This window comes from Streptomyces tirandamycinicus (genome assembly GCF_003097515.1).
GTDB lineage: Bacteria > Actinomycetota > Actinomycetes > Streptomycetales > Streptomycetaceae > Streptomyces > Streptomyces tirandamycinicus.
In genome coordinates, this window is the sequence record NZ_CP029188.1 from 1550000 (window position 1) to 1573577 (window position 23578).

20 protein-coding genes, 2 tRNA genes and 1 pseudogene are annotated in these 23578 nt (G+C 73.4%); 13 read left to right on the forward strand and 10 right to left on the reverse strand.

Annotated elements, in window-relative coordinates:
• The first annotated feature begins 147 nt into the window (after positions 1-147).
• Together DDW44_RS06890 and DDW44_RS06895 are read left to right on the forward strand one after the other, a co-directional pair.
• Positions 148-222 (forward strand) — tRNA-Asp (locus tag DDW44_RS06890).
• A gap of 20 nt (positions 223-242) precedes the next feature.
• A tRNA-Phe gene (locus tag DDW44_RS06895) sits at positions 243-316 on the forward strand.
• A 271-nt stretch (positions 317-587) separates the two neighbouring features.
• Here DDW44_RS06895 and DDW44_RS06900 read toward each other — a convergent pair.
• Positions 588-1415, reverse strand: a complete 828-nt coding sequence (locus DDW44_RS06900) for a cytochrome c biogenesis CcdA family protein (protein ID WP_018892972.1) — start codon at positions 1413-1415, stop codon at positions 588-590.
• A gap of 155 nt (positions 1416-1570) precedes the next feature.
• Positions 1571-2395 (reverse strand): annotated as a pseudogene (locus DDW44_RS06905) (DsbA family protein); the annotation flags it as partial.
• Between the two features lie 209 nt (positions 2396-2604).
• Between DDW44_RS06905 and DDW44_RS33155 the strand changes: the two are divergent.
• Positions 2605-2922: an EamA family transporter gene (locus DDW44_RS33155; protein WP_279634800.1), complete on the forward strand. Its 318-nt coding sequence runs from the start codon at positions 2605-2607 to the stop codon at positions 2920-2922.
• Between the two features lie 527 nt (positions 2923-3449).
• Positions 3450-5081 (forward strand): HoxN/HupN/NixA family nickel/cobalt transporter, encoded by a 1632-nt coding sequence (locus tag DDW44_RS06915; protein ID WP_483027304.1) that lies wholly within the window; start codon positions 3450-3452, stop codon positions 5079-5081.
• 381 nt (positions 5082-5462) lie between these two features.
• Here the strand turns inward: DDW44_RS06915 and DDW44_RS06920 are convergent, their stop codons facing one another.
• Complete coding sequence (locus DDW44_RS06920) at positions 5463-6272, reverse strand: SGNH/GDSL hydrolase family protein (protein WP_017945357.1); 810 nt, start codon at positions 6270-6272, stop codon at positions 5463-5465.
• Between the two features lie 789 nt (positions 6273-7061).
• On the opposite strand from DDW44_RS06920, the gene DDW44_RS06925 reads away from it, so the two are divergent.
• From DDW44_RS06925 to DDW44_RS06940, 4 genes are all read left to right on the forward strand, one after another.
• Positions 7062-7967: a glycosyltransferase family 2 protein gene (locus DDW44_RS06925; protein WP_108905871.1), complete on the forward strand. Its 906-nt coding sequence runs from the start codon at positions 7062-7064 to the stop codon at positions 7965-7967.
• A complete protein-coding gene (locus DDW44_RS06930; RefSeq protein ID WP_018891517.1) occupies positions 7964-8983 on the forward strand; it encodes a glycosyltransferase family 2 protein in 1020 nt (339 codons plus the stop codon). The genes DDW44_RS06925 and DDW44_RS06930 overlap by 4 nt, the downstream gene beginning before the upstream one ends.
• Positions 8980-9771, forward strand: a complete 792-nt coding sequence (locus tag DDW44_RS06935) for a polysaccharide deacetylase family protein (RefSeq protein ID WP_018891518.1) — start codon at positions 8980-8982, stop codon at positions 9769-9771. The genes DDW44_RS06930 and DDW44_RS06935 overlap by 4 nt, the downstream gene beginning before the upstream one ends.
• A gap of 106 nt (positions 9772-9877) precedes the next feature.
• Positions 9878-10972 (forward strand): DUF5925 domain-containing protein, encoded by a 1095-nt coding sequence (locus DDW44_RS06940; RefSeq protein ID WP_018891519.1) that lies wholly within the window; start codon positions 9878-9880, stop codon positions 10970-10972.
• A gap of 100 nt (positions 10973-11072) precedes the next feature.
• On the opposite strand, the gene DDW44_RS06945 is transcribed toward DDW44_RS06940, so the two are convergent.
• Positions 11073-11447 carry a GntR family transcriptional regulator gene (locus tag DDW44_RS06945; RefSeq protein ID WP_026164884.1) on the reverse strand — a complete coding sequence of 125 codons (375 nt, stop codon included), beginning with the start codon at positions 11445-11447 and terminating at the stop codon, positions 11073-11075.
• 99 nt (positions 11448-11546) lie between these two features.
• Between DDW44_RS06945 and DDW44_RS06950 the strand changes: the two genes are divergently transcribed.
• Both DDW44_RS06950 and DDW44_RS06955 read left to right on the forward strand, forming a co-directional pair.
• Positions 11547-12470 carry a GNAT family N-acetyltransferase gene (locus DDW44_RS06950; RefSeq protein ID WP_108905872.1) on the forward strand — a complete coding sequence of 308 codons (924 nt, stop codon included), beginning with the start codon at positions 11547-11549 and terminating at the stop codon, positions 12468-12470.
• Positions 12451-12945: a ribonuclease FAU-1 family protein gene (locus DDW44_RS06955; RefSeq protein WP_108905873.1), complete on the forward strand. Its 495-nt coding sequence runs from the start codon at positions 12451-12453 to the stop codon at positions 12943-12945. Before DDW44_RS06950 ends, DDW44_RS06955 begins: the two co-directional genes overlap by 20 nt.
• On the opposite strand, the gene DDW44_RS06960 is transcribed toward DDW44_RS06955, so the two are convergent.
• From DDW44_RS06960 to DDW44_RS06975, 4 genes are all read right to left on the reverse strand, one after another.
• The gene (locus DDW44_RS06960; protein ID WP_108905874.1) at positions 12926-14110 is read right to left on the reverse strand and encodes a methyltransferase domain-containing protein; all 1185 of its coding nucleotides are present in this window, start codon (positions 14108-14110) and stop codon (positions 12926-12928) included. The genes DDW44_RS06955 and DDW44_RS06960 overlap by 20 nt on opposite strands.
• Positions 14111-14264: 154 nt before the next feature.
• Positions 14265-15761, reverse strand: a complete 1497-nt coding sequence (locus DDW44_RS06965; protein ID WP_108905875.1) for a tripartite tricarboxylate transporter permease — start codon at positions 15759-15761, stop codon at positions 14265-14267.
• Between the two features lie 3 nt (positions 15762-15764).
• Positions 15765-16310: a tripartite tricarboxylate transporter TctB family protein gene (locus DDW44_RS06970; protein ID WP_108905876.1), complete on the reverse strand. Its 546-nt coding sequence runs from the start codon at positions 16308-16310 to the stop codon at positions 15765-15767.
• Entirely contained in the window at positions 16307-17290 is a 984-nt protein-coding gene (locus DDW44_RS06975; protein ID WP_017945346.1) for a Bug family tripartite tricarboxylate transporter substrate binding protein, read from the reverse strand. Before DDW44_RS06975 ends, DDW44_RS06970 begins: the two co-directional genes overlap by 4 nt.
• 324 nt (positions 17291-17614) lie before the next feature.
• On the opposite strand from DDW44_RS06975, the gene DDW44_RS06980 reads away from it, so the two are divergent.
• From DDW44_RS06980 to DDW44_RS06990, 3 genes are all read left to right on the forward strand, one after another.
• On the forward strand, positions 17615-18298 hold the full coding sequence (locus tag DDW44_RS06980; RefSeq protein WP_017945345.1) for a response regulator: 684 nt from the start codon (positions 17615-17617) through the stop codon (positions 18296-18298).
• A 289-nt stretch (positions 18299-18587) separates the two neighbouring features.
• Positions 18588-19469 (forward strand): pentapeptide repeat-containing protein, encoded by an 882-nt coding sequence (locus DDW44_RS06985; RefSeq protein ID WP_240800502.1) that lies wholly within the window; start codon positions 18588-18590, stop codon positions 19467-19469.
• 640 nt (positions 19470-20109) lie between these two features.
• A complete protein-coding gene (locus DDW44_RS06990) occupies positions 20110-21150 on the forward strand; it encodes a lytic polysaccharide monooxygenase (RefSeq protein WP_167455476.1) in 1041 nt (346 codons plus the stop codon).
• Between the two features lie 218 nt (positions 21151-21368).
• Here the strand turns inward: DDW44_RS06990 and DDW44_RS06995 are convergent, their stop codons facing one another.
• Both DDW44_RS06995 and DDW44_RS07000 read right to left on the reverse strand, forming a co-directional pair.
• Positions 21369-22226: an esterase/lipase family protein gene (locus DDW44_RS06995; protein WP_018893018.1), complete on the reverse strand. Its 858-nt coding sequence runs from the start codon at positions 22224-22226 to the stop codon at positions 21369-21371.
• A 207-nt stretch (positions 22227-22433) separates the two neighbouring features.
• Positions 22434-23390, reverse strand: a complete 957-nt coding sequence (locus DDW44_RS07000; protein WP_108905879.1) for a DNA polymerase Y family protein — start codon at positions 23388-23390, stop codon at positions 22434-22436.
• Between the last annotated feature and the right edge of the window lie 188 nt (positions 23391-23578).

Below are 23578 nucleotides of genomic sequence, written 5' to 3' on the forward strand. Positions count from 1 at the left end.
GCGGGACGCTGGAGGACCGAAACCAGCCCGTACACTCGCCCTTCGGACATCGCCCCAGGTCAGGACGGTAAGGCTGTCGGGTGCGAATCCCGTTGGGGGCACGCACCATCGTGTGCGAGACTGGCTCTCGCACCATGCATCACCTCTGGTCCTGTGGAGCAGTTTGGAGTGCTCGCCACCCTGTCAAGGTGGAGGCCGCGGGTTCAAATCCCGTCAGGACCGCTGCGACTCCCGAGTCGCATGGCTGGGTAGCTCAGTTGGTACGAGCGTCCGCCTGAAAAGCGGAAGGTCGCCGGTTCGACCCCGGCCCCAGCCACCGCAGCCCTACCAGGGCGGAAGCCCCCGTCGAGATCGTCGGCGGGGGCTTCGTGCTGGTTCACCGGCGGCGGTACGAGGCCCGTACGACGGGACTACGACGACAGCACGACGGCAGTACGACGGCGGCGGAGCCCAGCGGAAGCACGCGGAACCGAGCGGACGCCGACGGACACCGGCGGAGACCGACGGAGACCGACGCACGCCGACGCACGCCGACGCACGCGAACGGACGCCGACGCGCGCCGACGGGCGCACCGCGGGATCGGCCGTCACACCCGGTCCCGCCCGCGCAGCCCGCGAACCGTGAGGACGATCGCCGCGGACGCCACCACCAGGGCGAGCAGCAACCAGTCGGGTACCGCACGACCCGCGTCGGAGGCCCACTGCTCCGCGGCGAAGGAGTCGTCGACGGACAGCAGCCCCGGCAGCGCCGTCGTGCCGTCGAAGGCGAGGAAGACGGTGCCGAGGACGACGAAGAACAGGCCGGACAGGGCCGAGGTGGTGTGCAGCTCGAAGCGCCCGGCGATGCGCAGGGTGCGTCCGCGCAGCCAGCGGCGGCGGGACAGGTCGCAGCGTTCCCACAGCAGGGCCAGGGCGAACAGCGGGACCGCCATGCCCAGGGCGTAGACGGCGAGGAGGAGCCCCCCGTACGCGGGGCTTCCGCTCAGGGCCGCCACGGTGAGGACGCTGCCGAGGATCGGCCCCGCGCAGAAACCCGCGAGTCCGTAGACCGCGCCGAGGGCGTACACGGAGAGCGCGGTGGTGGGTCGGATCCGCCCGCCGGCCTCGGTGAGGCGGCGGGAGGCGAAGCCGAGACCCGCCAACTGGGCCACCCCGAGCGCGATGATCAGCCAGCCGCCCACCGCGACCAGCAGGTCGCGGTGGCCGTAGAAGAGGCGCCCGGCGAACGAGCCCGCGGCACCCAGCGGGACCAGGGTCGTCGCCAGGCCCGCGTAGAAGACGCAGGTGCGCGCGACCAGCCGGGACGTGGTGTCGATCGAGTACGCGAAGAAGGCGGGCAGCAGCAGCGCGCTGCAGGGGCTGAGCAGAGCGAGCAGGCCGCCCAGGAAGGCGGCCAGGTAGCCGATGTCGCTCACTCGCCGCCCGCCGTCCCCGGCGCCGGGGTTCCGGAAGCGGCCCCGCCGGGCGCGGGCGTGCCCGGAGCGGCGGAGCCCGCAGCCGTGGCGCCGGGGTCCTTCGCACCGGGAGTACCGGGAGCACCGGGAGTACCGGGAGTACCGGGAGCACCGGGAGCACCGGGAGCACCGGGAGTCTTCGCACCGGGGGCCGGGGTCGTCGGCGCCGACTCGGGGCCCGCCGGCTCCGTGGTCGCGGCCTCCCGAGCCGCCTCGATCGCTTCGACGAAGGTCCGCTCCGGCTGGGCGCCCGCGATCGGACGGCCGTTGACGACGAACGACGGCGTGGACGTGGCGCCCAGCCCGTAGCCCTCCTCCTGGTCCCTGGCCACCGCCTGACGCGCCTCCTCGCCGTCCGCGTCGCGGCTGAAACGCGCCAGGTCCTTCACCCCGGCCGCGGCGGCGAGTTCCCTGAGCCGCTGCTCGCCGAAGCCCTGCTCCTTGGCGCCGTCGGCGTAGGCGGCCTTGTGGAACTGCCAGAACCGGCCCTGCCGCCCGGCGGCCCAGGCGGCCCGGGCGGCGGCCTCGGACTCCTCCCCGAAGATCGGGAAGTTGCGCCACTCGATGCGCAGCACGCCCTTCTCCACATACTTGCGGATCAGTTCCGGCTCGGTGTCGCGGGCGAACTTGCCGCAGTAGCCGCACTGGAAGTCGGCGTACTCGACCATCACCACGGGCGCGTCGGCACGGCCGAGCGCGAGAGGGTCGCCGGCGTCGCGCCGGGCGAGCTTCTCCAGCTCTGGGTAGACACCGGCGTCCGGGTCGGCGGAGACGTCGGCCACGGAGCGCCCGCCGGTCGCCGAGTCGTCGGGCTTGGTGGCGGTGTAGGACACGAAGCCGAGCAGAACCGCGGCGGCGGCGACCGCGGCGCCGTAGGCGAACGGCTTGACGGAGCGGCCGGAACGGGTGCCGCTGCGGGCAGGGGTGCGTGACGCGGGCATGACGGTGTTCCCTCTCGGGTGGCGCAGGGGGTTACGGACGGTGCTGGACGCGGTGCCGCGGCCTATACGCGCAGTACGGAGAGGTCTATCGGTCCGGGAGCCGCGAGCGCGGGCGGGGCGCGCCCCGGTGCGAGGTCGAGGGCGGCGCCGTCGGCGGCCGGGCAGCCGGCCGCGCCCTGGGCGGCGGCCGGCAGGGCGGGCAGCAGCTCGTGCGCGGCGGACCCGCGCGGCGGCACGGCGGGGCCCATCCCGCCGTCACCGGACCCCTCACCGCAGCCGGGAGCCGGCTGCTCGCCTGCCGGGTACCCGCCCGGCGAAGCCACGGCAGTGGGCACAGGCACGGCGACCCGCGAAGCCACGGCGGCGGGCACGGCCGTGCCCGCACCTACGCCTACGTCAACCCCGTCGTCGCCGTGCTCCTCGGCTCGCTGGTCCTCGGGGAGCGGCTGACCTGGCCCATTGCGGTCGGCGGCGCGGTCGTCGTGGCCGGTGTCTGCCTGATCGTCAGCACCGAACGCCGCCGCTGACGACCGGCGGAGACCGGGCGCCGGCGAGCGTGAGGCGGCCGGGTGCCACGTACCCGTCGTGGCGGGTGGGCGACCGCGGCCGGGCGCACCCGTGAGCGGCACGGCGCCCCCCGGCTCCCGGACCCGCCAAGGGCGCGTGCCCTGTCCACGCCCGTCACCATGGACTGGCGGCCGGGGCGCGGACCGGGTCCCCCGGCCACCCGGGGCGCAGGCACACCGCGCACGCGGCGCCGCGAGCCACCGGCCCAGGGGCCGCAGCGCGGACCGCCGGGTCCCCCGACCAGCCGGGGCGCGGGCACACCGCACACCCACGGCCGCGGGCCGCCGACCGAACCGAGCGCACCCGAACCGGAGATCCCCGCCCGCCACGGCCCGGGCACACCGCAGGCGGACGGCCCGCGGGTGTACGGGCCGCGGGTGTACGGACCGCGGGTGTACGGGCGCACCGCCGAAGGCGCCCGGTACCGGCCGCGCTGGCGGTGGCGGCCGCTGTGGCCGCCCTGCTCGTCGGGACGGGGACGCCCGCCGTGGCGCACCCCCTGGGGAACTTCTCCGTGAACCGCTACGACGGCCTCGTCGTCACCGAGCGCGAGCTGCGCGTCGACCATGTCGAGGACCTCGCGGAGATCCCGACCGCGCGGATCCGGCCCCGGGAGATGGCTCCGGCCGCGCTGGCGGCCTGGGCGGAGGAGCGCTGCGGCACAGCGGCGCGTGCGGCCCGGCTGCTCGTCGACGGCCGCGCGGTACCGCTCGAGGCCGGGTCCGCCCGCGCCGCGGTCCGGCCCGGCCAGGCGGGACTGCCCACGCTCCGCGTCGAGTGCGCGATGCGCGCACCGCTGCCGGGCGGGAGGGCGGAGCTGGTCTTCACGGCCGCACCCGGTGAGGGCGCCGGCTGGCGGGAGGTCACGGCGCGCGCCGACCGTGCGACGCTGGCCTCGTCGGACGTCCCCGCCGAGTCCGTGTCCCGCAGGCTGTCCGCGTACCCGCAGCGCCTGCTGGAGTCCCCGCCGTCCGACACCACGGCCCGGCTCACGGCCGTACCCGGCGGACCGGCGCTCGACGAGGCGGCTGCCGCGGCGGCGCCCCCGTCCGTGCTGCCGCGCGGGGTCGACCGCTGGACCCAGGCCCTGACGGGGCTGGTCGAACGACGCGACCTCACCGTGCCGTTCGGGGCGCTCGCACTGCTCGTCGCCCTCGTGCTGGGCGCGGGCCACGCCCTCGCCCCGGGTCATGGGAAGACCCTGATGGCCGCGGCGGCCGCGGCGGGCGGCCGGAGTTCGCTGCGGGAGGTCCTGGCGCTCGGGGCCTCCGTCACCGTCACCCACACCCTCGGCGTGTTCGCGCTGGGCGCCCTGATCGTGGCGGGATCGGCCGTCACCCCGGCCGTGGTCGGCTGGCTGGGCATGGCGAGCGGGGTCCTCGTCGCCGTGGCGGGGGCACTGCTGGCGCGGCGGGCGTGGCAGGACCGGGCGCGGGGACGGGGGCACACGCACGTCCACTGGCTGGGCGGTGGACGGTTCCGTACGTACACGCACACGCACACGCACACGCAGTCCCATGGTGACGGCCGGGACCACGACCACGACCACGGCCACGGCCACGGCCACGGCCACGGCCACGAGCGTGCCCGCGACGCCGCGCCGGTACACGGGCACGCGCACCACCATGAGCACGAACACGAGCACGCGCACCACCATGAGCACGAACACGAGCACGCGCACCACCACGAGCACGGGCACCACCACGAGCTCCATGGCACCGGCCACCAGCACCCGGCACCGGGCGACCGGCACCGCCCCGACCACGGCTCCGAGCGGCGGCACCCCCTGCGCCGTAGCATCCTGCTCGGTCTCGCCGGCGGTCTCGTCCCCAGCCCCTCCGCCGTGGTCGTGCTGGTCGGCGCCGCGGCCCTGGGCCACGCCTGGTTCGGGCTGCTCCTCGTCGTCGCCTACGGGGCGGGGCTGGCGCTCACCCTCACCGCGGCCGGGTTCGCCGTCGTGCGGCTGGGGGGCCGGATCACGGCGCGGCTCGCCCGGCGGCGCACCGCCGGGCGGCTGGCCGGGTTCGTCCAGCGGTCGGCCCCGATCGGCACGGCGCTCACCGTGGTGCTACTGGGATGCGGACTCGCGCTCAGGGGGGCCGCGGGAGCCCTGAGTTGAGCCCCGGTCCGTGAGCGGCGGACGCCGGCCCACCCCGCTGCCGTCGCCGGCGTCCACCGACCAGGGCCCCGCCCGTCGGAGGCCGCACGGCAGGCGGCTTCCCCTCGGGCGAGGGGAAGCCGCGGGTGTCGATCATGCGGAGTCACGGGGACGGACCGTGCGGAGCCGAGACGCCGACGGCGCGGTGCGCCACGGCCGGATCCCGGTGGGGCCGGGAGTCCGGCGGCGACGCGGTCGGAGCGGGTGGCGCGCCCGGTCGCCTACGAGGGGAGTCCCCGGCGGTCGTACACGAGGAGAGTTCCCGGCGGTCACGTACGAGGAGCATGCCCGGCGGTCGCGCCCGTGGTGGCCGGGCCGTCCCCCGTACGCGGGCGGGTCCGGTCAGGCCGCTGACCGGAACGGCGGCAGGTAGCCCCCGGACTGTCCGGAGGCCGTCGGGTGGTACGACTCGCCGATGTTCAGCCAGTTGACACTGTGCAGCCAGGAGGCGCCCGAGCAGATCTCGTGCCCGGTGAAGGTCGGCACGACATCGGCGAAGGTGAAGCCGTGGTCGGCGACGCGCTTGGCGATGGCCGCGTTGAGGTGGTCGGCTCCGCCGTTGATCGCGGCGCGCTCCCTCTCGGTGAGTCCGGCGATGCAGCTGCCGTTGAGCTTGTAGAAGCGGGGGTAGCCGAGGACGACGACCCGGGCGGACGGCGACTTGGACCTGATGGTCGAGTACACCGAGTCCAGCCGGGACGGGAGGGTCGAGTCCACGAAGCGCTTGGCCTCCTCGACCCGGGCGATGCAGGTGCTCTCGGACTGCAGCACACAGGTCGTCATCACATCGGCGAAGCCGGCGTCGTTGCCGCCGATCGTGAGGGACACGAGGTCGGTGCCCGCGTGGAGGGGGGCGAGCTGGCTCGCCAGGACATCACCCGTACGAGCGCCCGAGCAGGCGGTGAAGGCGAACGACGCGGGTGAGTTGGCGGACGCCCACAGGGCGGGGTACGCCCGGTTGGTGCGCTTGCACGAGCCGCTGCTGCTCAGGTAGGCGCCGGCGCCGAGGCCCGAGGAGTACGAGTCGCCGAGGGCCACGTAGTCGACCGCGGCCGCGGACTGCGCGGCCTGGGCATGACCGGTGCCGGTGAGGGCGAGGACGGCGCCGAGAAGAAGCGAGGACGAGAATGCCGCGATTCGGGACAGTTTCATGGAACCTCCCATTAGCAGGATCTCTGCTCAACTGTCGTAGCATGTCCCTTAGTTCGCCGGAAGTGTTCATGCCAAAAAGAATGCGGGCGGGCAACAGGGGCGTTACGCAGTCGTTCTTGACGACCCGTCGGAGATGGCGGACGGGACGGGGTCCAGCATTGCGGCAAAGCGCCTTATGCACGGACAAACACGCCGGGGCAGGCGAACTCCGTTGATCCGCGCGCGCCCCCGGCGCACCTCTGCCGGCACCCTCCGCGCCGGGAACCACGGCAGCGGCGCTCGTGGCACTCGGATCAGCCCGCGCACGCCGTGCGCGCCGCCCCCGGAGCGGCCGGTCCGCACTCCACACCCCGCTGTCCGCAATACGTACACCACAGACGTCACTGCGATGGCATTCCGCCCCTCAGACATCGCATTGCATAGCAGTTCCCTGCATTCCAGAACCTGGTGGTGAAAGACGGAGAAAAGTGCGCCCTATGGCCTGCTCTTGTCATACAGTCCCAATCATCAATACCGTCGTACATCCACCCGCAACGGACCATCAAAGGCGACTCCTGGGGAGGGGTTCTGACGTCGCGACGGTCCGGGGCGGGGCGCGGTAGGGGGGTGCCGCGACCGGTCGCACATGTGCCGAGTCGCGTACCGCGCAGCCGGCTGTGCCAGCTCGCCCAGCCTGTACGGAGATCCATGCCGTCCTGGCCGGGGTGAGAGCAACCCCCCTTTCGAACCGGACACTCATCCGGACCGCCCGGGGGCGGGCGGTCCACCGGACGAGAGGGAAACCGACTCATGAGCTCGTTCCTGCGCCCGGCGGTCCCGGGTCCTCACGATCCGCCGGCCACGCCCGGTGCACCCGATCCGGCGGTGGCGGTGGCCGCCGCCACGGCCACCGCCACGGCCACCGCCACCGCCACGCTCGGCCGGACACCGGCCCAGTACCGTCCGATCTCCACCCATCTCGCCATCACCCCGCCGGTCAGCGTCGTGATACCGGCGATGAACGAGGCCGAGAACCTTCCGCACGTCTTCGGAACCCTCCCCGAGTGGATCCATGAAGTCGTGCTCGTCGACGGCAACTCCACGGACGCCACGGTGGACGTCGCCCGTGAACTGCGGCCCGACGTCAAGGTCGTCAGGCAGGTCGGCAAGGGCAAGGGGGACGCGCTCATCAGCGGCTTCGCGGCCTGCACCGGCGACATCATCGTCATGGTCGACGCGGACGGGTCGGCGGACGGCCAGGAGATCGTCAGCTATGTCTCCGCACTGGTCGGCGGCGCCGACTTCGCCAAGGGCTCGCGCTTCGCCAACGGAGGCGGGACCGACGACATGACGGCGATCCGCAAGCTGGGCAACCGGATCCTCTGCGGCATCGTGAACGCCAAGTTCGGCGCCCGCTACACGGACCTCTGCTACGGCTACAACGCCTTCTGGCGCCACTGCCTGGAGAGCATCACCCTGGACTGCACCGGCTTCGAGATCGAGACCCTGATGAACATCCGGGTCGTCAAGGCGGGACTGCGGGTCCAGGAGGTCCCCAGCCACGAGTACCTGCGCATCCACGGGGTGAGCAACCTCAGCGCCGTCCGCGACGGACTGCGGGTGCTCAAGGTGATCCTCAGGGAGAAGGGCGTCCGCCGCGCCGCGCGCAGCGGTCCGGCCGTCGGCCTCAACTCCCCCCGCGGGAGCATCTCTTGAGCCATCGGACGTTCTCCGTGGTGATCTGCGTCTACACCGAGGACCGCTGGGCGGACATCCTCGACGCCGTGGAGTCGGTGCGCCGGCAGTCGCTCCCGGCGCTGGAGACGCTAGTCGTGGTCGACCACAACGCCCGGCTGCTGGACCGGCTCACCGAGGAGTTCACGCCCGGCCGGGGGGCCGCGTCACCCGGAGAGGAGGTGCGGGTGCTCGCCAACGCGGGCCCCCGCGGCCTCTCCGCCGGCCGCAACACCGGTGTCGCCGCGGCCCGCGGCGCGTTCGTGGCCTTCCTCGACGACGACGCCGTGGCCGAGCACGACTGGCTGCGGCACCTCGCCGAGGGCTACGACGACCCGCGGGTGATGGCCGTCGGCGGCAGGACCCTGCCGGTCTGGGCCTCGGGCCGCAGACCCGTGTGGTTCCCCGAGGAGTTCGACTGGGTCGTCGGCTGCACCTACCGCGGGCTGCCGCCCGGCCGCGTCCCGGTCCGCAACGTCCTCGGCGGCAACGCGTCCTTCCGCCGCACCGCCTTCGACGCCGCCGGCGGGTTCGCCACCGGCATCGGAAGGGACGGCGGCAGGCGACCCCTCGGCTGCGAGGAGACCGAGCTCTGCATACGGCTCGGCCGGGCGCTCCCGGACGCGGTGCTGCTGATCGACGACCGTGCCGTCATCCACCACAAGGTACCCGCGGCCAGGGAGAGCTTCCGCTACTTCCGCACCCGCGCCTACGCCGAGGGGCTGTCCAAGGCCCTGGTCTCGCGCAGCGTCGGCAGCGGCAAGGGCCTCGAGACCGAGCGGCGCTACACCACCCGGGTGCTCCCGGCGGGCGTGCTGCGCGGGCTGCGGGACGCCCTGCTGGGCCGCCCCGGCGGAGCCGGGCGCGCCGGGGCGATCGCCGTCGGCGCGGCCGCGGCCGCGGCCGGATACGCCGTGGCGCGGGCGCGCACCCGGCCCGGGGTGGCGTTCTCGCACGGCCCGATCACCGCACCCGCCCCGCGCCTGGAGGCCCGATGAACGACGAGTCCGTACCGATCCTCATGTACCACGCGATAGCGCACCGGCCCGCACCGGCGGCGCACCCGCTGTCCGTGACGCCGGAGGCGTTCGCCGAGCAGATGGAACTGCTGGGCGAGCGCGGGTTCACCCCGGTCACCACCGCACGGCTCGGCCGGGCCTGGCGGCACGGGGAACCGCTGCCGCCGCGGCCGGTGCTGATCACCTTCGACGACGGCTACGAGGGCGTGCACCGGCACGCCCTTCCCGTACTCGACACGCTGGGCTTCACGTCCACACTGTTCGTGTCGACCGGCTGGCTGCGGGGCCCGCATCACGAGGGCGGTGCGCCCGACACCATGCTGGACTGGGGGCAGGTGCGGGAACTGGCCGCGGCGGGCACGGAGATCGGCGGACATTCGCACACCCACCCGCAACTCGACCAGCTGGACGACGGACGGCTCCGGTCCGAGGCAGTGCGCTGCAAGGAGATCATCACCGCGGAACTGGGCACCGCTCCGGTCTCGTTCGCCTACCCCTACGGCTACTCCAGCCGGCGGGTCCGCCGGGCGGTGCGCGCGGCGGGGTTCGCGCAGTCGCTGGCCGTGGGGAACGCCCTGGCCCGCCGGCGGCAGGGGCCGTACGCCCTGGAGCGGGTGACCGTCCGGCGGTCCACGGGAGCCGGGGAGTTCGAGCGGCTCGTCGAGGGCCGGGGGGTGGCCCGCGCCTTCGCCCGGGACCGGGCCCTCACCAAGGGGTACGCCGTCCTCCGCCGCACCAGGAGGGCGGCCCGGTCGCTGCGTACCTGAGTGCCCGGGGCGGCGGGACGGGAACGGGGGCGCACCGGGGCGCGCGGACCCGCGGCACGCGCCAAAAGGCCGTGCACCGGGGGCCGACGTGCCGGATCATGGCGCCATGACCGCCACGCCTGAGCACGCTCTGCCGATCCGGCTCAACGTCGACGACAGCGACTCGCCTTCGGATGTCGTCGACGCGCTGTTCCTCGGCCGCTTCGCGGCGGGCGAGCAGCCGTTCTCGCACAGCTCGACGATCGACCGGGTCAAGCCCGGCGCCACGCTGCTGCCGCCGGGCGCCCGGGTGCTGCGCGCCGCGCGCGACGACGACCGGAGCGCGACGCTCGCCGAGGGCGACGGCTGGACCCTGCTGGTCTCCCGCTGGAACCGCGGGGCGGACATCACGGTCACCGCGGTCAGCTCCGAACTCGCCGAGCGCGTCCACCGGCAGGCGACCGACGGGGTCCAGGACGAACCGGAGCCGCAGCCCGAGAACGTCACCATGGGCTTCTGGTACGTCTCCCCCCGCCGCGGCCCGCACCGTACGACCCGCCAGATCAGCGCCGGTGCCTGGGACGAGGTCCGGCCCAACTACACGGCCCCGGTGGCGAAGGCGATGGACCGGCTGATGAAGGTGACGCCGGACGACATCGCGGGCCGGCTGCTGCTGCTGCACGGTCCACCGGGCACCGGGAAGACCTCCGCGCTGCGGACCCTGGCCCGCTCCTGGCGCGACTGGTGCCAGGTGGACTGCGTCCTCGACCCCGAGCGGCTGTTCAACGACGTCGGCTATCTGATGGACATCGCGATCGGCGAGGACGAGGGCACCGCCAAGGAGCGCTGGAGGCTGCTGCTGCTGGAGGACTGCGACGAGCTGATCCGCGGCGAGGCCCGGCACGCCGCGGGCCAGGCGCTGTCCCGGCTGCTGAACCTGACGGACGGGCTGCTCGGCCAGGGCCGGAACGTCCTGGTGGGCGTCACCACCAACGAGGACCTGGAGCGGCTGCACCCGGCGGTCGTCCGGCCGGGCCGCTGCCTCGCGCGGATCGAGGTCGGCCCGCTGACCCGCGAGGAGTCCGTGTCCTGGCTGGGCACGGAGGAGGGGGTCGGCCGCGAGGGCGCGACGCTGGCGGAACTGTACGCCGTGCGGCGGGGCACGGTACCGGCGTCGGTGCCGTCCCAGCACGGCGGGGCGGACGCCGGGCTGTACCTCTAGTGCCGAGCCGGGCGGCCGCCCACGCGGACCACGCCGCCGGCACCGGGCGGCACCACCAGGCCGCCGACGGCCCGGCGGAACCCGGACCTGCCGGGCGGGGTCAATTGCCGTAGCTGGCGCGCAGCGCGTCCTGCACCGCCGAGAGCGCGTCGGAGCGGGACAGGCCGAGGCGGTGGACCTGCTCGGCGTACGCCTGGGCGGCCGTCGCGGCCTGGCGCTCGGCCGCGTCACCGGCCGCGGCGACGAACGTGCCGTTGCGGCCCCGGGTTTCGACCACTCCGTCCCCCTCGAGGGCGCGGTACGCCTTGGCGACGGTGTTGGCGGCGAGGCCGAGCTCCTCCGCGAGACCCCGCACGGTGGGCAGCTTGTAGCCGACGGGCAGGGCGCCCGAGCGGGCCTGGGCCGAGATCTGGGAGCGGAGCTGCTCGTAGGGCGCGGGGGCCGCGTCCGTGTCGATGACGATTTTCAAGGTCACCACGCGATTGTCCCCCACTTCCGGGCCCCGGGCACGCCGCTCCGGTCGTCCGGGAAATTGAGAGGCGTGCACGGGGGCGCGCGCGTAGCGTGCCGCCACATGACCGTGATCGTCCGCGCCTTCCGCGCGCCGGGAGACGCCGAAGCCGTCGCCCGGGTCCGCCGCGCCGCCCTGCCCTTCATGCTGGTCACCCCCGAGGCCCTGGTGTTCGAGGGGGAGCATGCGCATCCGAACTCCCGGTACCGGCCGCTGGTCGCCGAGGAGGGCGGGGAGGTGATCGCCACGGCCCGGGTGGGGCTCGCCCACGACAGTCCCGAACCGGGGGTCGGGTACGCGAACGTCTATGTGCATCCCGAGCGCCGCGGGCGGGGCGCGGGTACCGCCGTCGTGCGCGCCGCCGAGGAGTACCTGGCCGGTGCGGGCGCCACCGAGGTCTACACCTGGGTGCTGGACGAGCCCGGGCACCGTGCCTTCGCGGAGCGGCACGGCTACCGGGCCGGGCGCACCGCGCACTTCCTCCGCCTCGACCTGGCCGGCGGGACGCTGCCGCCGCTGCGGACCCCGCCGGACGGGGTCCGGATCGTCCCGGCGTCCGACTTCGCCGGCGACCCCCGGCCGCTGTTCGAGCTGGACGCCGCCACGACGGCGGACGAACCGGGCGATGTGGCGACCGAGCTGACGGACTACGCCCACTGGCTCGACGAGACCTGGGGGCACCCCCTGTTCAGCCGGGAACTGACGTCGGTCGCCGTGGTGGACGGGCGCCCGGTGGCGTTCAGCGCGGCCCGTACGGACGGCTCGACCCGCTACGGGACCGCCATGACCGGCACCGCCCGGGAGTACCGAGGCCGCGGGCTGGCCAAGCTGGCGAAGAACGACTCGCTGCACCGGGCGCGGGACGCCGGGTTCACCGAGGCCTTCACCGGCAACGACGCGGGCAACGCCCCGATGCTCGCCGTCAACGAGTGGTTCGGCTACGAGATCTGCGCAACGGAGGTGCGCCATGTCCGCACGCTGGGGTGATTCCCGGATCGACGTCACCCTGGTCAAGGCGGGCCGTACGAAGATCCGCTACCCGGCGGACGTCGTCGCCGACGACGGCAACCGGATCACCGTCCGGGCCCCGTGGGCGGGTGAGGGCGTCAGGGACCTCGGGTTCGTCCGCTTCGAACCGGGCGACGTCTTCACCGAGTACTACTGGCGCGACCGCTGGTACGCCGTCAAGGAGGTCCGGGCGGGCGACGGGGCGCTGAAGGGCTGGTACACGGACATCACCCGGCCCGCCCGGGTGTCCGCGGACGAGCTGGTGGTGGAGGATCTGGACCTGGATCTGTGGGTGTCGGCCGACGGCGCCCTGGTCCTGCGGCTGGACGAGGACGAGTTCGCCGCGAGCGGTCTCGCCGAACGGGACCCCGGGGCGGCCGAGCAGGCCGAACGCGCCCTGGACGCCCTGGAACTCCTCGCCCGGCAGGGCCGGTTCACCAGCCTGCTGGACTGACGCCGGTCATCGGCAGCGGTACCGCACGGTCCGGAAGATCCGGGTCGTGGCCCACCGGGTCGTCGTCCTCGTGCCAGTGGAGGACGAAGCGCTCACCTCGGCGATACGCCTCGAACGCGGCCCTGCAGTACGCGACCATGTCGTCCGGCAGCGCCGCCAGCGGGTGCCAGGCCAGCTCCGAGCACTTGTGCGGTTCCCGGTTGTACGGCTCGCCGCCCTTGCCGTGGACCGCCTCGAAGAACCAGCCGGTGCGCGGCGGGTCGCCGGGCCCCCGGTGCTGCATGACCAGCGCCACCCGCAGATCCTCCGGCGCGAACGCGACGCCGATCTCCTCGTACGCCTCGCGCACCATGGCCGCGCGCACGTCCTCCCCGTCCTCCACGTGCCCCGACGGGCCGTGCCACAGTCCGTCCGCGTAGCCGGTGCCCGACCGGCGGGCCAGCAGGACATCGTCGCCGCGTCGCAGGACGAGGTGGACATCGACGACTTCGCGATGCCGGACCGGGGCCGCGCCGACGACCTCGCCGGTGATCCCACCGGTGGTCTTGTCGGTGGCCTCGTCGGCGGTTTCGTCGTACGGGACCGGACTCGTCCGGGCCACCAGGGCGTACCTCTCGTCGTGCACCGGTCGGCCCCAGAGCCCGGGCACGTCCGACAGCCGCTCGTGGTCGATCCTCCGGCTCAGCGGCCCGAGGGCGCCGATCAGCCGGGAGGCCGGGAGTCCGTTGCCGTCCCACACCCCTTCGACGAGCACCAGCCGCCCGCCCGGGCGCAGCAGTGAAGCCCAGTGGGCGAGAGCCGCCTCGGGGTCGGGCAGCGCCCACAGCACATGGCGCACCAGCACGGCGTCGAAGCGCCGGTCGCCCACCGGAGGCCGCTCCGCTGGACCGGTCAGCACCTCGGCAGCCGTGCCGGCCAGTTTGCGGCGGGCGGCGTCCGCCATCCGCGGTGAGAGGTCGACGGCGGTCACCTGATGGCCCTGCTCGGCGGCGAGCAGGGCGAGGCTGCCCGTGCCGCATCCGAGGTCGAGCACATCGGAGGGAGCCGGCGGCAGCCAGTGCCGCATCCGTTCCGCCCAGGCGCGGCGGACCCCGGGGTCGCGCAGTCCGTGGTCGGGCTCCTCGTCGAAGGTGCCGGCGGCGGCATCCCAGTCGATCGTCGTCATGTTCCCGATCCTGGCAGCCGCCACTGACAACGAGGGCGTGCGCTGCCCCCGCTCCGCGGACGCGGAGCGAGGGCGGAACGAGGGCGGAACGAGGGCGGAGCGAGAACAGAAGGATCGCGGAACAGCGGCGGCGGATGACCGGACGCGGCGTCCGTCAAGCCTTCGCCCGGCGAAGGCGCCCGGCCGGCCCCCTCAGCAGCGGCCAGGCCAGCAGCACCGCGATCACGGCGTAGACCGCCACCGAGAACGGGGTGTCGACGAGCCCGATGACACTGCCGTCGCTGATCTGGAGGGCGCGCCTCAACTGCTGTTCGGCGGCCGGGCCGAGGATGACGCCGATGACCGCGGGGAGCACGGGCAGGCCGTAGCGCCGCATCCCGAAGCCGATCAGGCCGATCACCAGCAGGATCAGCAGGTCCAGCGCCTCCCCGCCGACCGCGTAGGCGCCGACGGCCGCGAAGAAGAGGATGCCCGCGTACAGGTACGGCCGGGGGATGCGCAGCAGCTTCGCCCACAGGGGTGCGAGCGGCAGGTTGAGCGCGAGCAACAGCACCATGCCGACGAACAGGGACGCGATGAGGCCCCAGACCAGCTCGGGTTCGCGTTCGAACAGCAGGGGCCCGGGCTGGATGCCGTACTGCTGGAAGGCCGCCAGCATCACGGCCGCGACGGCGGTGGTCGGCAGGCCCAGGGTCAGCATGGAAACCAGCGTGCCGGCCGCCGACGCGGACGCCGCGGACTCCGGTCCCGCCACGCCCTCGATGGCGCCCTTGCCGAACTCGTCCTTGTGCCGGGAGAGGCGCTTCTCGGTGACGTACGACAGGAAGGTGGGGATCTCCGCGCCACCGGCGGGGACGGCGCCGAACGGGAAGCCGATCAGCGGGCCGCGCAGCCAGGACTTCCAGGTCCTGCGGACGTCGGACCGGGCGAGCCAGGGGCGCCCGACCGGTATCGCCTCTCCGCTGCCGCGCCGCAGATGGGCGGCCACCCACAGCGCCTCACCGATCGCGAAGAGCCCGACCGCGACGATGACGACGTCGATGCCGTCGGCGAGTTGGAGCGAGCCGAAGGTCAGCCGCTGCTGTCCGGTGAGCTGGTCCAGGCCGACGAGGCCCAGGGTGAGCCCGACGAGCAGCGAGGCGAGGCCGCGGATGCGGGAGGAGCCGAGGACGGAGGTGACGGCGATGAAGGCCAGCACCATGATGGCGAAGTAGTCAGGCGCCCCGATGTCGACGGCGAGCGCGGCGACGGTCGGGGCGAGCGCGACCAGGAGGATCGTGCCGATCATGCCGCCCGCGAAGTGGCCGATGGCGGCGGCGGCGAGCGCCTGGGCGCCCCGGCCCGCCTTGGCCATCGGGTTGCCGTCGATCGCGGCGACCACGGCGGCGCTCTCGCCCGGGGTGTTGAGCAGGATGGACGTGGTCGATCCGCCGAACATGGCGCCGTAGTAGATGCCCGCGAACATGATGAACGCGCCGGTCGGTTCGAGTCCGTAGGTGACGGGCAGCAGCAGCGCCACCGCCATGGCCGGGCCGATGCCCGGCAGCACGCCGATGGCCGTGCCGAGCAGCACGCCGAGCGCCGCCCAGAGCAGGTTGGCCGGGGTCAGTGCCGTCCCGAAGCCGTCGAGGAGGGAGTTGAGCGAATCCATCGGCTAGAGCACCCCCATCAGCGGGCCGCCGGGCAGCGGCACCCCGAGCAGGTTGTTGAAGACATGGAAGGTGACGAGCGACAGGACGGCCGCGATCAGCGGGTCACGCCGCGGATGCCTGCTGCCCAGCGCGTACGCCGAGCCCCAGAAGAGCAGCGCCCCGGAGACCGGGAAGCCGAGCGGCTCGATGAGGACGGCGTTGCCGACGAAGACTCCGGCGAGCAGCAGCACGGTGCGCCGGTCACCGGGCCGGGCGAGGTCGACGTCCTCGCCGGCCTCCGCCTCTCCGCGGCCGCCGCGCAGGACGTCCACGGCGAGGAGGGCGGCGATCACCAGCAGTCCGGTGCCGACGGCGAGCGGCACGGTCCGGGGTCCGACGGGGCCCCGCTGGGCGACGTCGAGCGGCATCGTCAGCGCGTCGGTGAGGACGAGGGCGCCGATGGCGAGGAGCAGCAGGCTCACGCCGAGTTCGGAGTGGTCACGCAGCCAGGAGCGGTCCGCCGGGGCGGCGGGGGCCCCGGACTCCGTCGGGGTGGTACGGGTACTCACAGCCCCAGCTCCTTCAGTACGGTGTCGACGCGGCGGTCCTGCGCCGTCAGGAAGTCGCCGAACTCCTCTCCGGGCAGGAAGGCGTCGTCCCAGCCGTTCTTCCGCAGCGACTCCCGCCACTGCTTCGAGGCGTGCAGTTCGGTGACGAGCGCGACGAGCTTGTCCCGTTCGGCGTCGGACAGCCCGGGCGGGGCGACGATGCCGCGCCAGTTGGTGAAGTCGGTGTCGAGCCCGGACTCGCGCAGGGTGGGGGCGTCGAGGCCCGGAACCCGCTTCGGTCCGGTCACGGCCAGCAGGCGCAGCTCCCCGGACCGGATCTGGTCGAGGTACTCGCCGACTCCCGAGACGCCGAAGGCGATCTTGTTGCCGAGGATGGAGGCGAGCAGTTCGCCGCCGCCGTCGAAGGGGACGTAGTTGACGGACCTGGGAGCGATGCCCGCGGCCCGCGCCATCAGCATGGGGGCGAGGTGGTCGGGGCCGCCGGGTGAGGAGCCGCCTCCCACGGGCACTTTGGCGGGGTCCTTCTTCCAGGCCGCGACGAGTTGCCCGATGGTCTTGTACGGGGAGTCCTTCGAGACCACCACGATGTCCTGCTCCTCGGTGAGCCGGGCGATCGGGGTGGTGTCGGCGAGGGTCTTAGGGGACTTGTTGGTGTGCACGGCGCCGACGACGCCGAGTCCCATCGACATGGCGAGCCGGCCGTTGCCGTGCTCGCCGACGAGCCGGGTCAGTCCCACGGTGCCGCCCGCGCCGGGCAGGTTGAACACCTCGATGCCGCGGGTGAGCCCGGCCTCCTCGGCGTTCTTCGCCGCCGTACGGGCCGTGATGTCGTAGCCGCCGCCGGGCGAGTTGGGGACCATGAAGCGAAGGCCGGGTATCCGGGTACCGGTGTCGGTACCGCTGCCGGTGGTGAGCAGCGGTGGCCCCACGAGCACCAGCAGCGCCGCCCCGAGGAGGGCGAGGGGAGTGCGCGATCGCACGCGAGCCGCCTTTCGGTCTGGACAGGGGACGTGTGAAGCGGCCCACATGTTGCCCGCGCGTGAACAAGCTGTCTCTCTTCCGGAACCAACGGAGGTTGTGGTCCTTGTGGTCGCGGCCTAGCGTGTCTGCGTGACGCAGCGCTTCCCCGGGCCGCAGGGCCGCCCGACGCCGTTCCGCCCCGGGCCGTGCCCGCGGCGCCGGGACGGACGCCGCGGCCGGAGCGGGTTCGCGGGCACCCGGGCGGGGGAAGCGGCGCCCGGCGGGTACCGGTCCGCCGCCCGGCCGCCCGCCGCGGTCGGCGCCGCCCGGCGAGGTGGCTCCCGGTGAACGTCCTGGTGGTGGACGACGACTTCATGGTCGCCAGGCTGCACACCCGCTATGTGTCGGCGACGCCCGGCTTCTCGGTCGCGGGGGTGGCGCACAGCGGCGCCGAGGCGCTGCGCGCGGTGGACCGGCTGCGCCCCGATCTGGTGCTGCTGGACGTGTATCTGCCCGACATGGACGGGATCGAGGTGCTGCGCGAGCTGCGCGCGGCGGAGCGGCCGGACGCCGGACGGCAGCCGGTGGACGTCCTGTTCATCACCGCTGCCCGGGACGCCGGCACGGTGCGTTCGGCGCTGCGCGCGGGCGCCCTGCACTACCTGATCAAGCCGTTCAGCGCCTCCGCGCTGCAGGAGCAGCTGCGGCATGTGGCCTCGCTGCGGAGCCGGCTGGAGTCACTGGACGAGGCCCGCCAGGAGGACGTGGACCGGATCTTCGGCACCCGTCCCCGCGGGTCCCGCGAGCTTCCCAAGGGACTGGCGGCGCACACGGCCGACCTGGTCGACCGCATCCTGCGCGAGCACCCGGGCGGTATGTCGGCGTCCGAGTGCGCGGAGGCGGGCTCGCTCTCCCGCGTCAGCGCCCGCCGCTACCTGGAGTACTTCGCGGAGACGGGCCGCGCGGAGGTGACCCTGCGGTACGGCGGCACGGGGCGGCCGGAGCGCAGGTACCGCCGGCTCGGCTGAACGGGCCGGCGGAGCCGGGGGGACGCCGAGGACGCGGGTCCGCGGCCGGGGACGATCAACCGGGCCCTTTCGGAGGCACGAGCACCGGTCGAACGGAGCATCGCGAGAATGAAGCCCTGGCACTGTCTCGCGCAGCCCGCTGCAGCCCAACCACACGACCTCCATCGCCACCACCATCCTCACCCTGGAGCGTCAGCGCTGAACATGCTCACCAACGGCGCGACGGTCCCCGCGGAGCCAAGGGTTCGGCCACGCTTCGGCCCCGGCATGCGTGGACATGATTCGCCGCATGAAGCGCACCCTCCAGATAGCCGCCCTCGTCGTCGTTGCGGCCGGCTACATGCTCCTGATGTGGCGCGGCCCCTGGATGATCGACGGCAGCCACTTGCGCACACGTGACCTCCAACCGGCCGATGGTGTGATCGTCACCGGTTTCAGGACCACCTTGGTCGCAATCGGGGCTGGAGTCATAGCCTGCCTGGGCCTGTACTACACGCACCAGACGTTTCGGCACACCCGCGCCCGGGATCAAGAGCAGGCCGACCTCACTCGCGAAGGTCAGGTGACGGATCGATACGTTGAAGCCATCAAGCTCCTGAGTGCCGACCACCCAACCCAGCGCCTCGGCGGCATCTACAGCCTTGAACGGATTATGCGGGACTCGGAGAAGGACCATTCGACGGTTGTCGCGGTGCTCGCCGGATTCATAAGACAGCACGCGCATCGACCGGAAGGCGGCACACCAGACCCCCAGCCCCTCGCCGAGGAGATCCAAGCTGCCCTTTCGGTGCTGGGCAGACGCCCAACGCGCGCAGAGCCCACCAGGCTGGACCTCCGCCGCACGTGCCTTCGCGGCGCGGACCTCGCCAACGCCCGCCTCAGCCACGCCCGCTTGGCTGGCTGCGACCTCAGTCAGGCTGATCTACGAGACATCAACCTGGAGAGTGCCTGGCTTCCCGGGGCTGACCTGACCAACTCATTTCTCACGAGGGCCGTTCTCAGCAGAGCCAATCTGCGCGGCGCAACCTTCGGTGGCGCCGTGATCTCCGATGCTCAACTGCAGGACACGGACCTGCGCGGCGCCGATCTACGCAGCGCCAAGGGGCACGACGCCATGCAAATCGGCACGGCTCTCACCGATGCCACGACAGTCCTGCCCCCATCGGCTTGATGTCCTTCGGGCACAGTGGCGATGGCTCCTCCGCCCTTGTGAAGGCGGCTGAGCGGTGGAGTTGGTAGACCCACGCGGGCTGCCTGGTGACTACCCGGCGCGCCTCAGACGTGCCCGAAGGGGCGGCGCGGTCCGACTAGAGCTACGGATCAGAAGGTCTCTGATATCCACGGCTGACATCAACGACGCCGGGCGGGGGTTACCTGCACTGTGGTCCGGTCGTCGGGCCCGTGGACAGGCCGTGATCGAGCCCCTATAGCGGTACTCGCCCCTCTATGCCGTTCAGGACGAGGGCATGAAGTCTTCGGACTGGTCGAGGTGGAACGCGGAGCCCGGGGCGGAAGGCAAGAGGAGGCGGCTCTCCGTAGAGGACCACGGACACCGCCGCCCCGAACCCCGTGGCCGGACGCCCACACTCCGCAGCGTTCCTGAGCCCCCTCTTACCGGCCCCTTAAAGCGACCATAAGGATCGCCGTCACCCCGCCCCAGCAGCCCGTTTCGGGGTTTCGGCGGGCTAGCTTGCTGATCGCCGGGCGGGGTTCGGGCGTCGGTGCCGCTGATGGATCGGGGGGCTGCACCGCGGTGCGGACCCATGCCCGGGACCCGTTCCCCCATGCCGCTGCCGAAGGAGACCCCCACCATGACCACTCGCCGCAGGACCGCCACCGTCGCCGTCGCCGCGCTCGGGGTCGCGCCGCTCGCGCTGACGGCGCTCGCCGCTTCACCTGCCGTCGCGCACGGGTCGATGACGGATCCGGTGAGCCGGGTGTCGGCGTGCTACGCCGAAGGGCCGGAGAGCCCGAAGTCCGCGGCGTGCAAGGCGGCGGTCGCGGCCAGCGGGACGCAGGCGTTCTACGACTGGAACGAGGTCAACATCGGCGACGCCGCGGGCGACCACAGGTCGCTGATCCCGGACGGCAGGCTGTGCAGCGCCAACCGGGACAAGTACAAGGGCCTCGATCTGCCGAGAGCGGACTGGCCCGCGTCGAAGCTGGCGGCCGGCGGCCACACCTTCCGCTACAAGGCGACCGCACCGCACCGGGGGACGTTCGAGCTGTACCTCACGAAGGACGGCTACGACCCGTCGCAGCCGCTCAGGTGGTCGGACCTGGAGGCGCGGCCGTTCGCCAGGGTCGCGGACCCGAAGCTGGTGAACGGGGAGTACGTCTTCGACGCAGCGGTGCCCGCGCGGTCCGGACGGCACCTGGTCTACTCGATCTGGCAGCGGTCGGACTCGCCCGAGGCCTTCTACACCTGCTCGGACGTGGTCTTCGGCGGGGACACCGGCGGCTCGGCGGGCGGCGGCGCCCCGGCGCCGACCGCCTCCGCCCCCTCGGACGAGCAGATCGAGCAGGGTGCGGACAAGTCCGGCGTCGACCACGGAGGGCACGGCGGGGACGGAGCGGACGGAGCACACGGCGGGGGTGGCGGGGACGGCCACTCCGAGGCCCCGGTCACGAACGCCACCGCCACTCCGAAGGCGGCGGCCTTGGCGGGTGCGGAGAAGGACGGCGGGACCGGTGACGGGGGCAACACCCCCGAGACCGACGGCGCCGGCGAGAACCTCGCCGAGACCGGCGGGGACGGCGGCACCCCGTATCTCGCCGCCGGTGGCGCCGCGGTGCTCGTGCTCGGCACGGCCGTGGTGATCGCGGCCACCCGCCGCAAGGCAGGTCGCTGAGCCGAGGGCGCAGCAGAGCACCCTGAGGCGCAGGAGCACGGAGCACGCGGAGGGTGCGGCAGCGCGGCCGAGGGTGCCGCCGCGGTGCGAACGCGGCGGCACCCTCGCCGTTTCCGGGCAGGCGGGGCGGACGGCCGCGGTGGGATCGCCACCGCGGCCCCGCACCGGACGGCCCCCGGGCGTGTGGGGTGTGAGGACGGCGGTTGGGCGCCCTCAGCTCACTTGAAGACCGACGAGCAGGTCGTCCTGGTGGCCTTCGCGGGATCGAGGGCGTTGGCCACCTCGTGGAACGCGATCCGGTCGAGCAGGCCGATGGCCACGTGCTCCGAGAAGTCGAGGGCGCACAGGTCCTGCACCGTCACGTTCTTCACGTTCGGCCCGTCGAGGAACGACGACCGCCAGGGGGTGACGACCTCGTCGTACTTGGTGGCGATGACGGTGTACTGGACGCCGGGAACCGTGTCGCCGCCCTCGTTCAGCTTGGTGAGGAACGGCGAGCCGGCGATCTGGTCGGCCAGGGCCGGTGTCTTGGCATTGAGCAGGTCCGCGGCGCCGGGGAAGTACTTGAGCAGGCCGGTGAACCCGTGGAGGGTCGAGCCGTGGTTGGACGGGGCGATCCCGACGAGGGCGTTCACCTCGTCGGCGCCGCCGAGGAACTTGATGTAGTGACGCGGCATCATGCCGCCCTGGGAGTGGCCGACGAGGTCCACCTCATCGGCTCCGGTGGCGGCGAGGACCCGGTCGACGTACGCGTCGAGCTGTTCGGCCGACTTGGCGACGGGGCCGAGACCGTGGAAGAAGGGGACGCCCGGGAGCTGGCCGTAGTCGAGCGAGTAGACGCAGTAGCCGCGCTTGACGAGGTACGGCGCGAGGGCGAGCCAGTTGTCGACGGAGTTCCCGAAGGTTCCGTGAACGAGGACCACCGGGCGGGGGTGGGCGGTGGAGGGCTTGCAGGACCAGTTGTTCCAGCCGCTCGACGGGGCGGCCGCGTGGGCGGTGGCGGCCGGCGCGAGGCCGATCGCCACCGCCATCAGGGCGGCGGTCAGCGGTCTGAGGGCACGCTTCCAGGACAGCATGGTGCAATCTCCTTGCGGCTCAAGGGAAATGCGAGGCTGATGTGGGGATGTGGGGATTCGCCCTGCGGCCCGGACCACAAGAAGGGGGGTGTGCTCATGCCAACGTACGCACGGGTAACCGGGACTGGGAAGTTACGCGTCAGTAAAAACTGAAATACCGTCAAGCTCCGTGATGGTGTGGTTACTCACAGAAACACGGAGGCGGGCTCATGCGGCGAGGGAGCCCGGAATGACCGCCCGGGGGCCGAACTTCGCCCGCGCCCGGTCGGCAACGGCCTCCAGCCTGCGAGCCTTGTCGTCGGCGGGGTCGAAGGTGAGCTGATGCGCGGCCCGCTCGGCCGGGACCAGCCCTTCGGCCCGCAGGGAGAGCGCACGCACCCGGGCGCGCTGCAGGCCGAGCGAGTCCAGGAGCCGGTACGCGGCACCGGCGAGCGACACGGAGTGCGCGGTCGGCTCGGCCAGGACGCGGGTCCTGGTGGTCGTGGTGCGGTCCGCGTAGCGCACGGTGAGCGTCAGGGAACGGCACACCTGGCCCTCCCCGCGCATCCTCGCCCCCAGTTCCCCGGCGAGCGAGAGCAGCGCACGGCGATGGCGGTCTCGGTCCAACTCGTCCCGGGGGAAGACACGTTCGGCCGCGACGGAGCGGGCCGCCGCGTTGGGGACGACCCGGGCCCGGTCGATGCCATGGGCCTTCTCGTACACCTCCCGGCCGATGCGCGCACCGAGGATCCGCTGGAGCACCGCGAGGGGAGCGGCGGCGAGCCGGTCGACGGTGTCGAGTCCGTAGCCGCAGAGGGTGCGGGCCGTCGCGGGGCCGACACCGTGCAGCGCGGCGACCGGGCGGCCGGCGAGGAACTCCGCCGCGTCCCCCACGACCAGGGTCGTACCGGGGCCGGCCTCCCGCGCGGCCATCCTGGCGAGCAGCGGGTTGGGACCGGCGCCGATCACGCAGTCGACGCCGTACAGGGCGAGGGCCCGCACCCGTATCACCGCGGCGAGCCCGGCGGCGTCCCGGCCGAAGTACCGCAGTGCACCGCGGACATCGGCGAGCGCGCCGTCCTGGCCGACCGCCTCCACCACCGGGGTGAAAGCACCGAGCATTCCGAGGAGCCCCGCGTAGGCGGCACCGTCCGGCGGCTCTCCGCCGGTGCCGCGGAAACGCACAAAGAGGACGGTCGGCGCGCCCGCTCCCCCTGACGGCGCGCCCGCCCCCTCTGTCGGCGCGCCCGCTCCCCCTGCCGACTCGCCCGGAGCGTCCGATGTATACGGCGTGGGCGGTACGCGCGGTGCGGGAGGTGCGCCCGGTGCGGGAGGTGCACCCGGCACGGACGGCACGGGCGATCCGGGCCCCC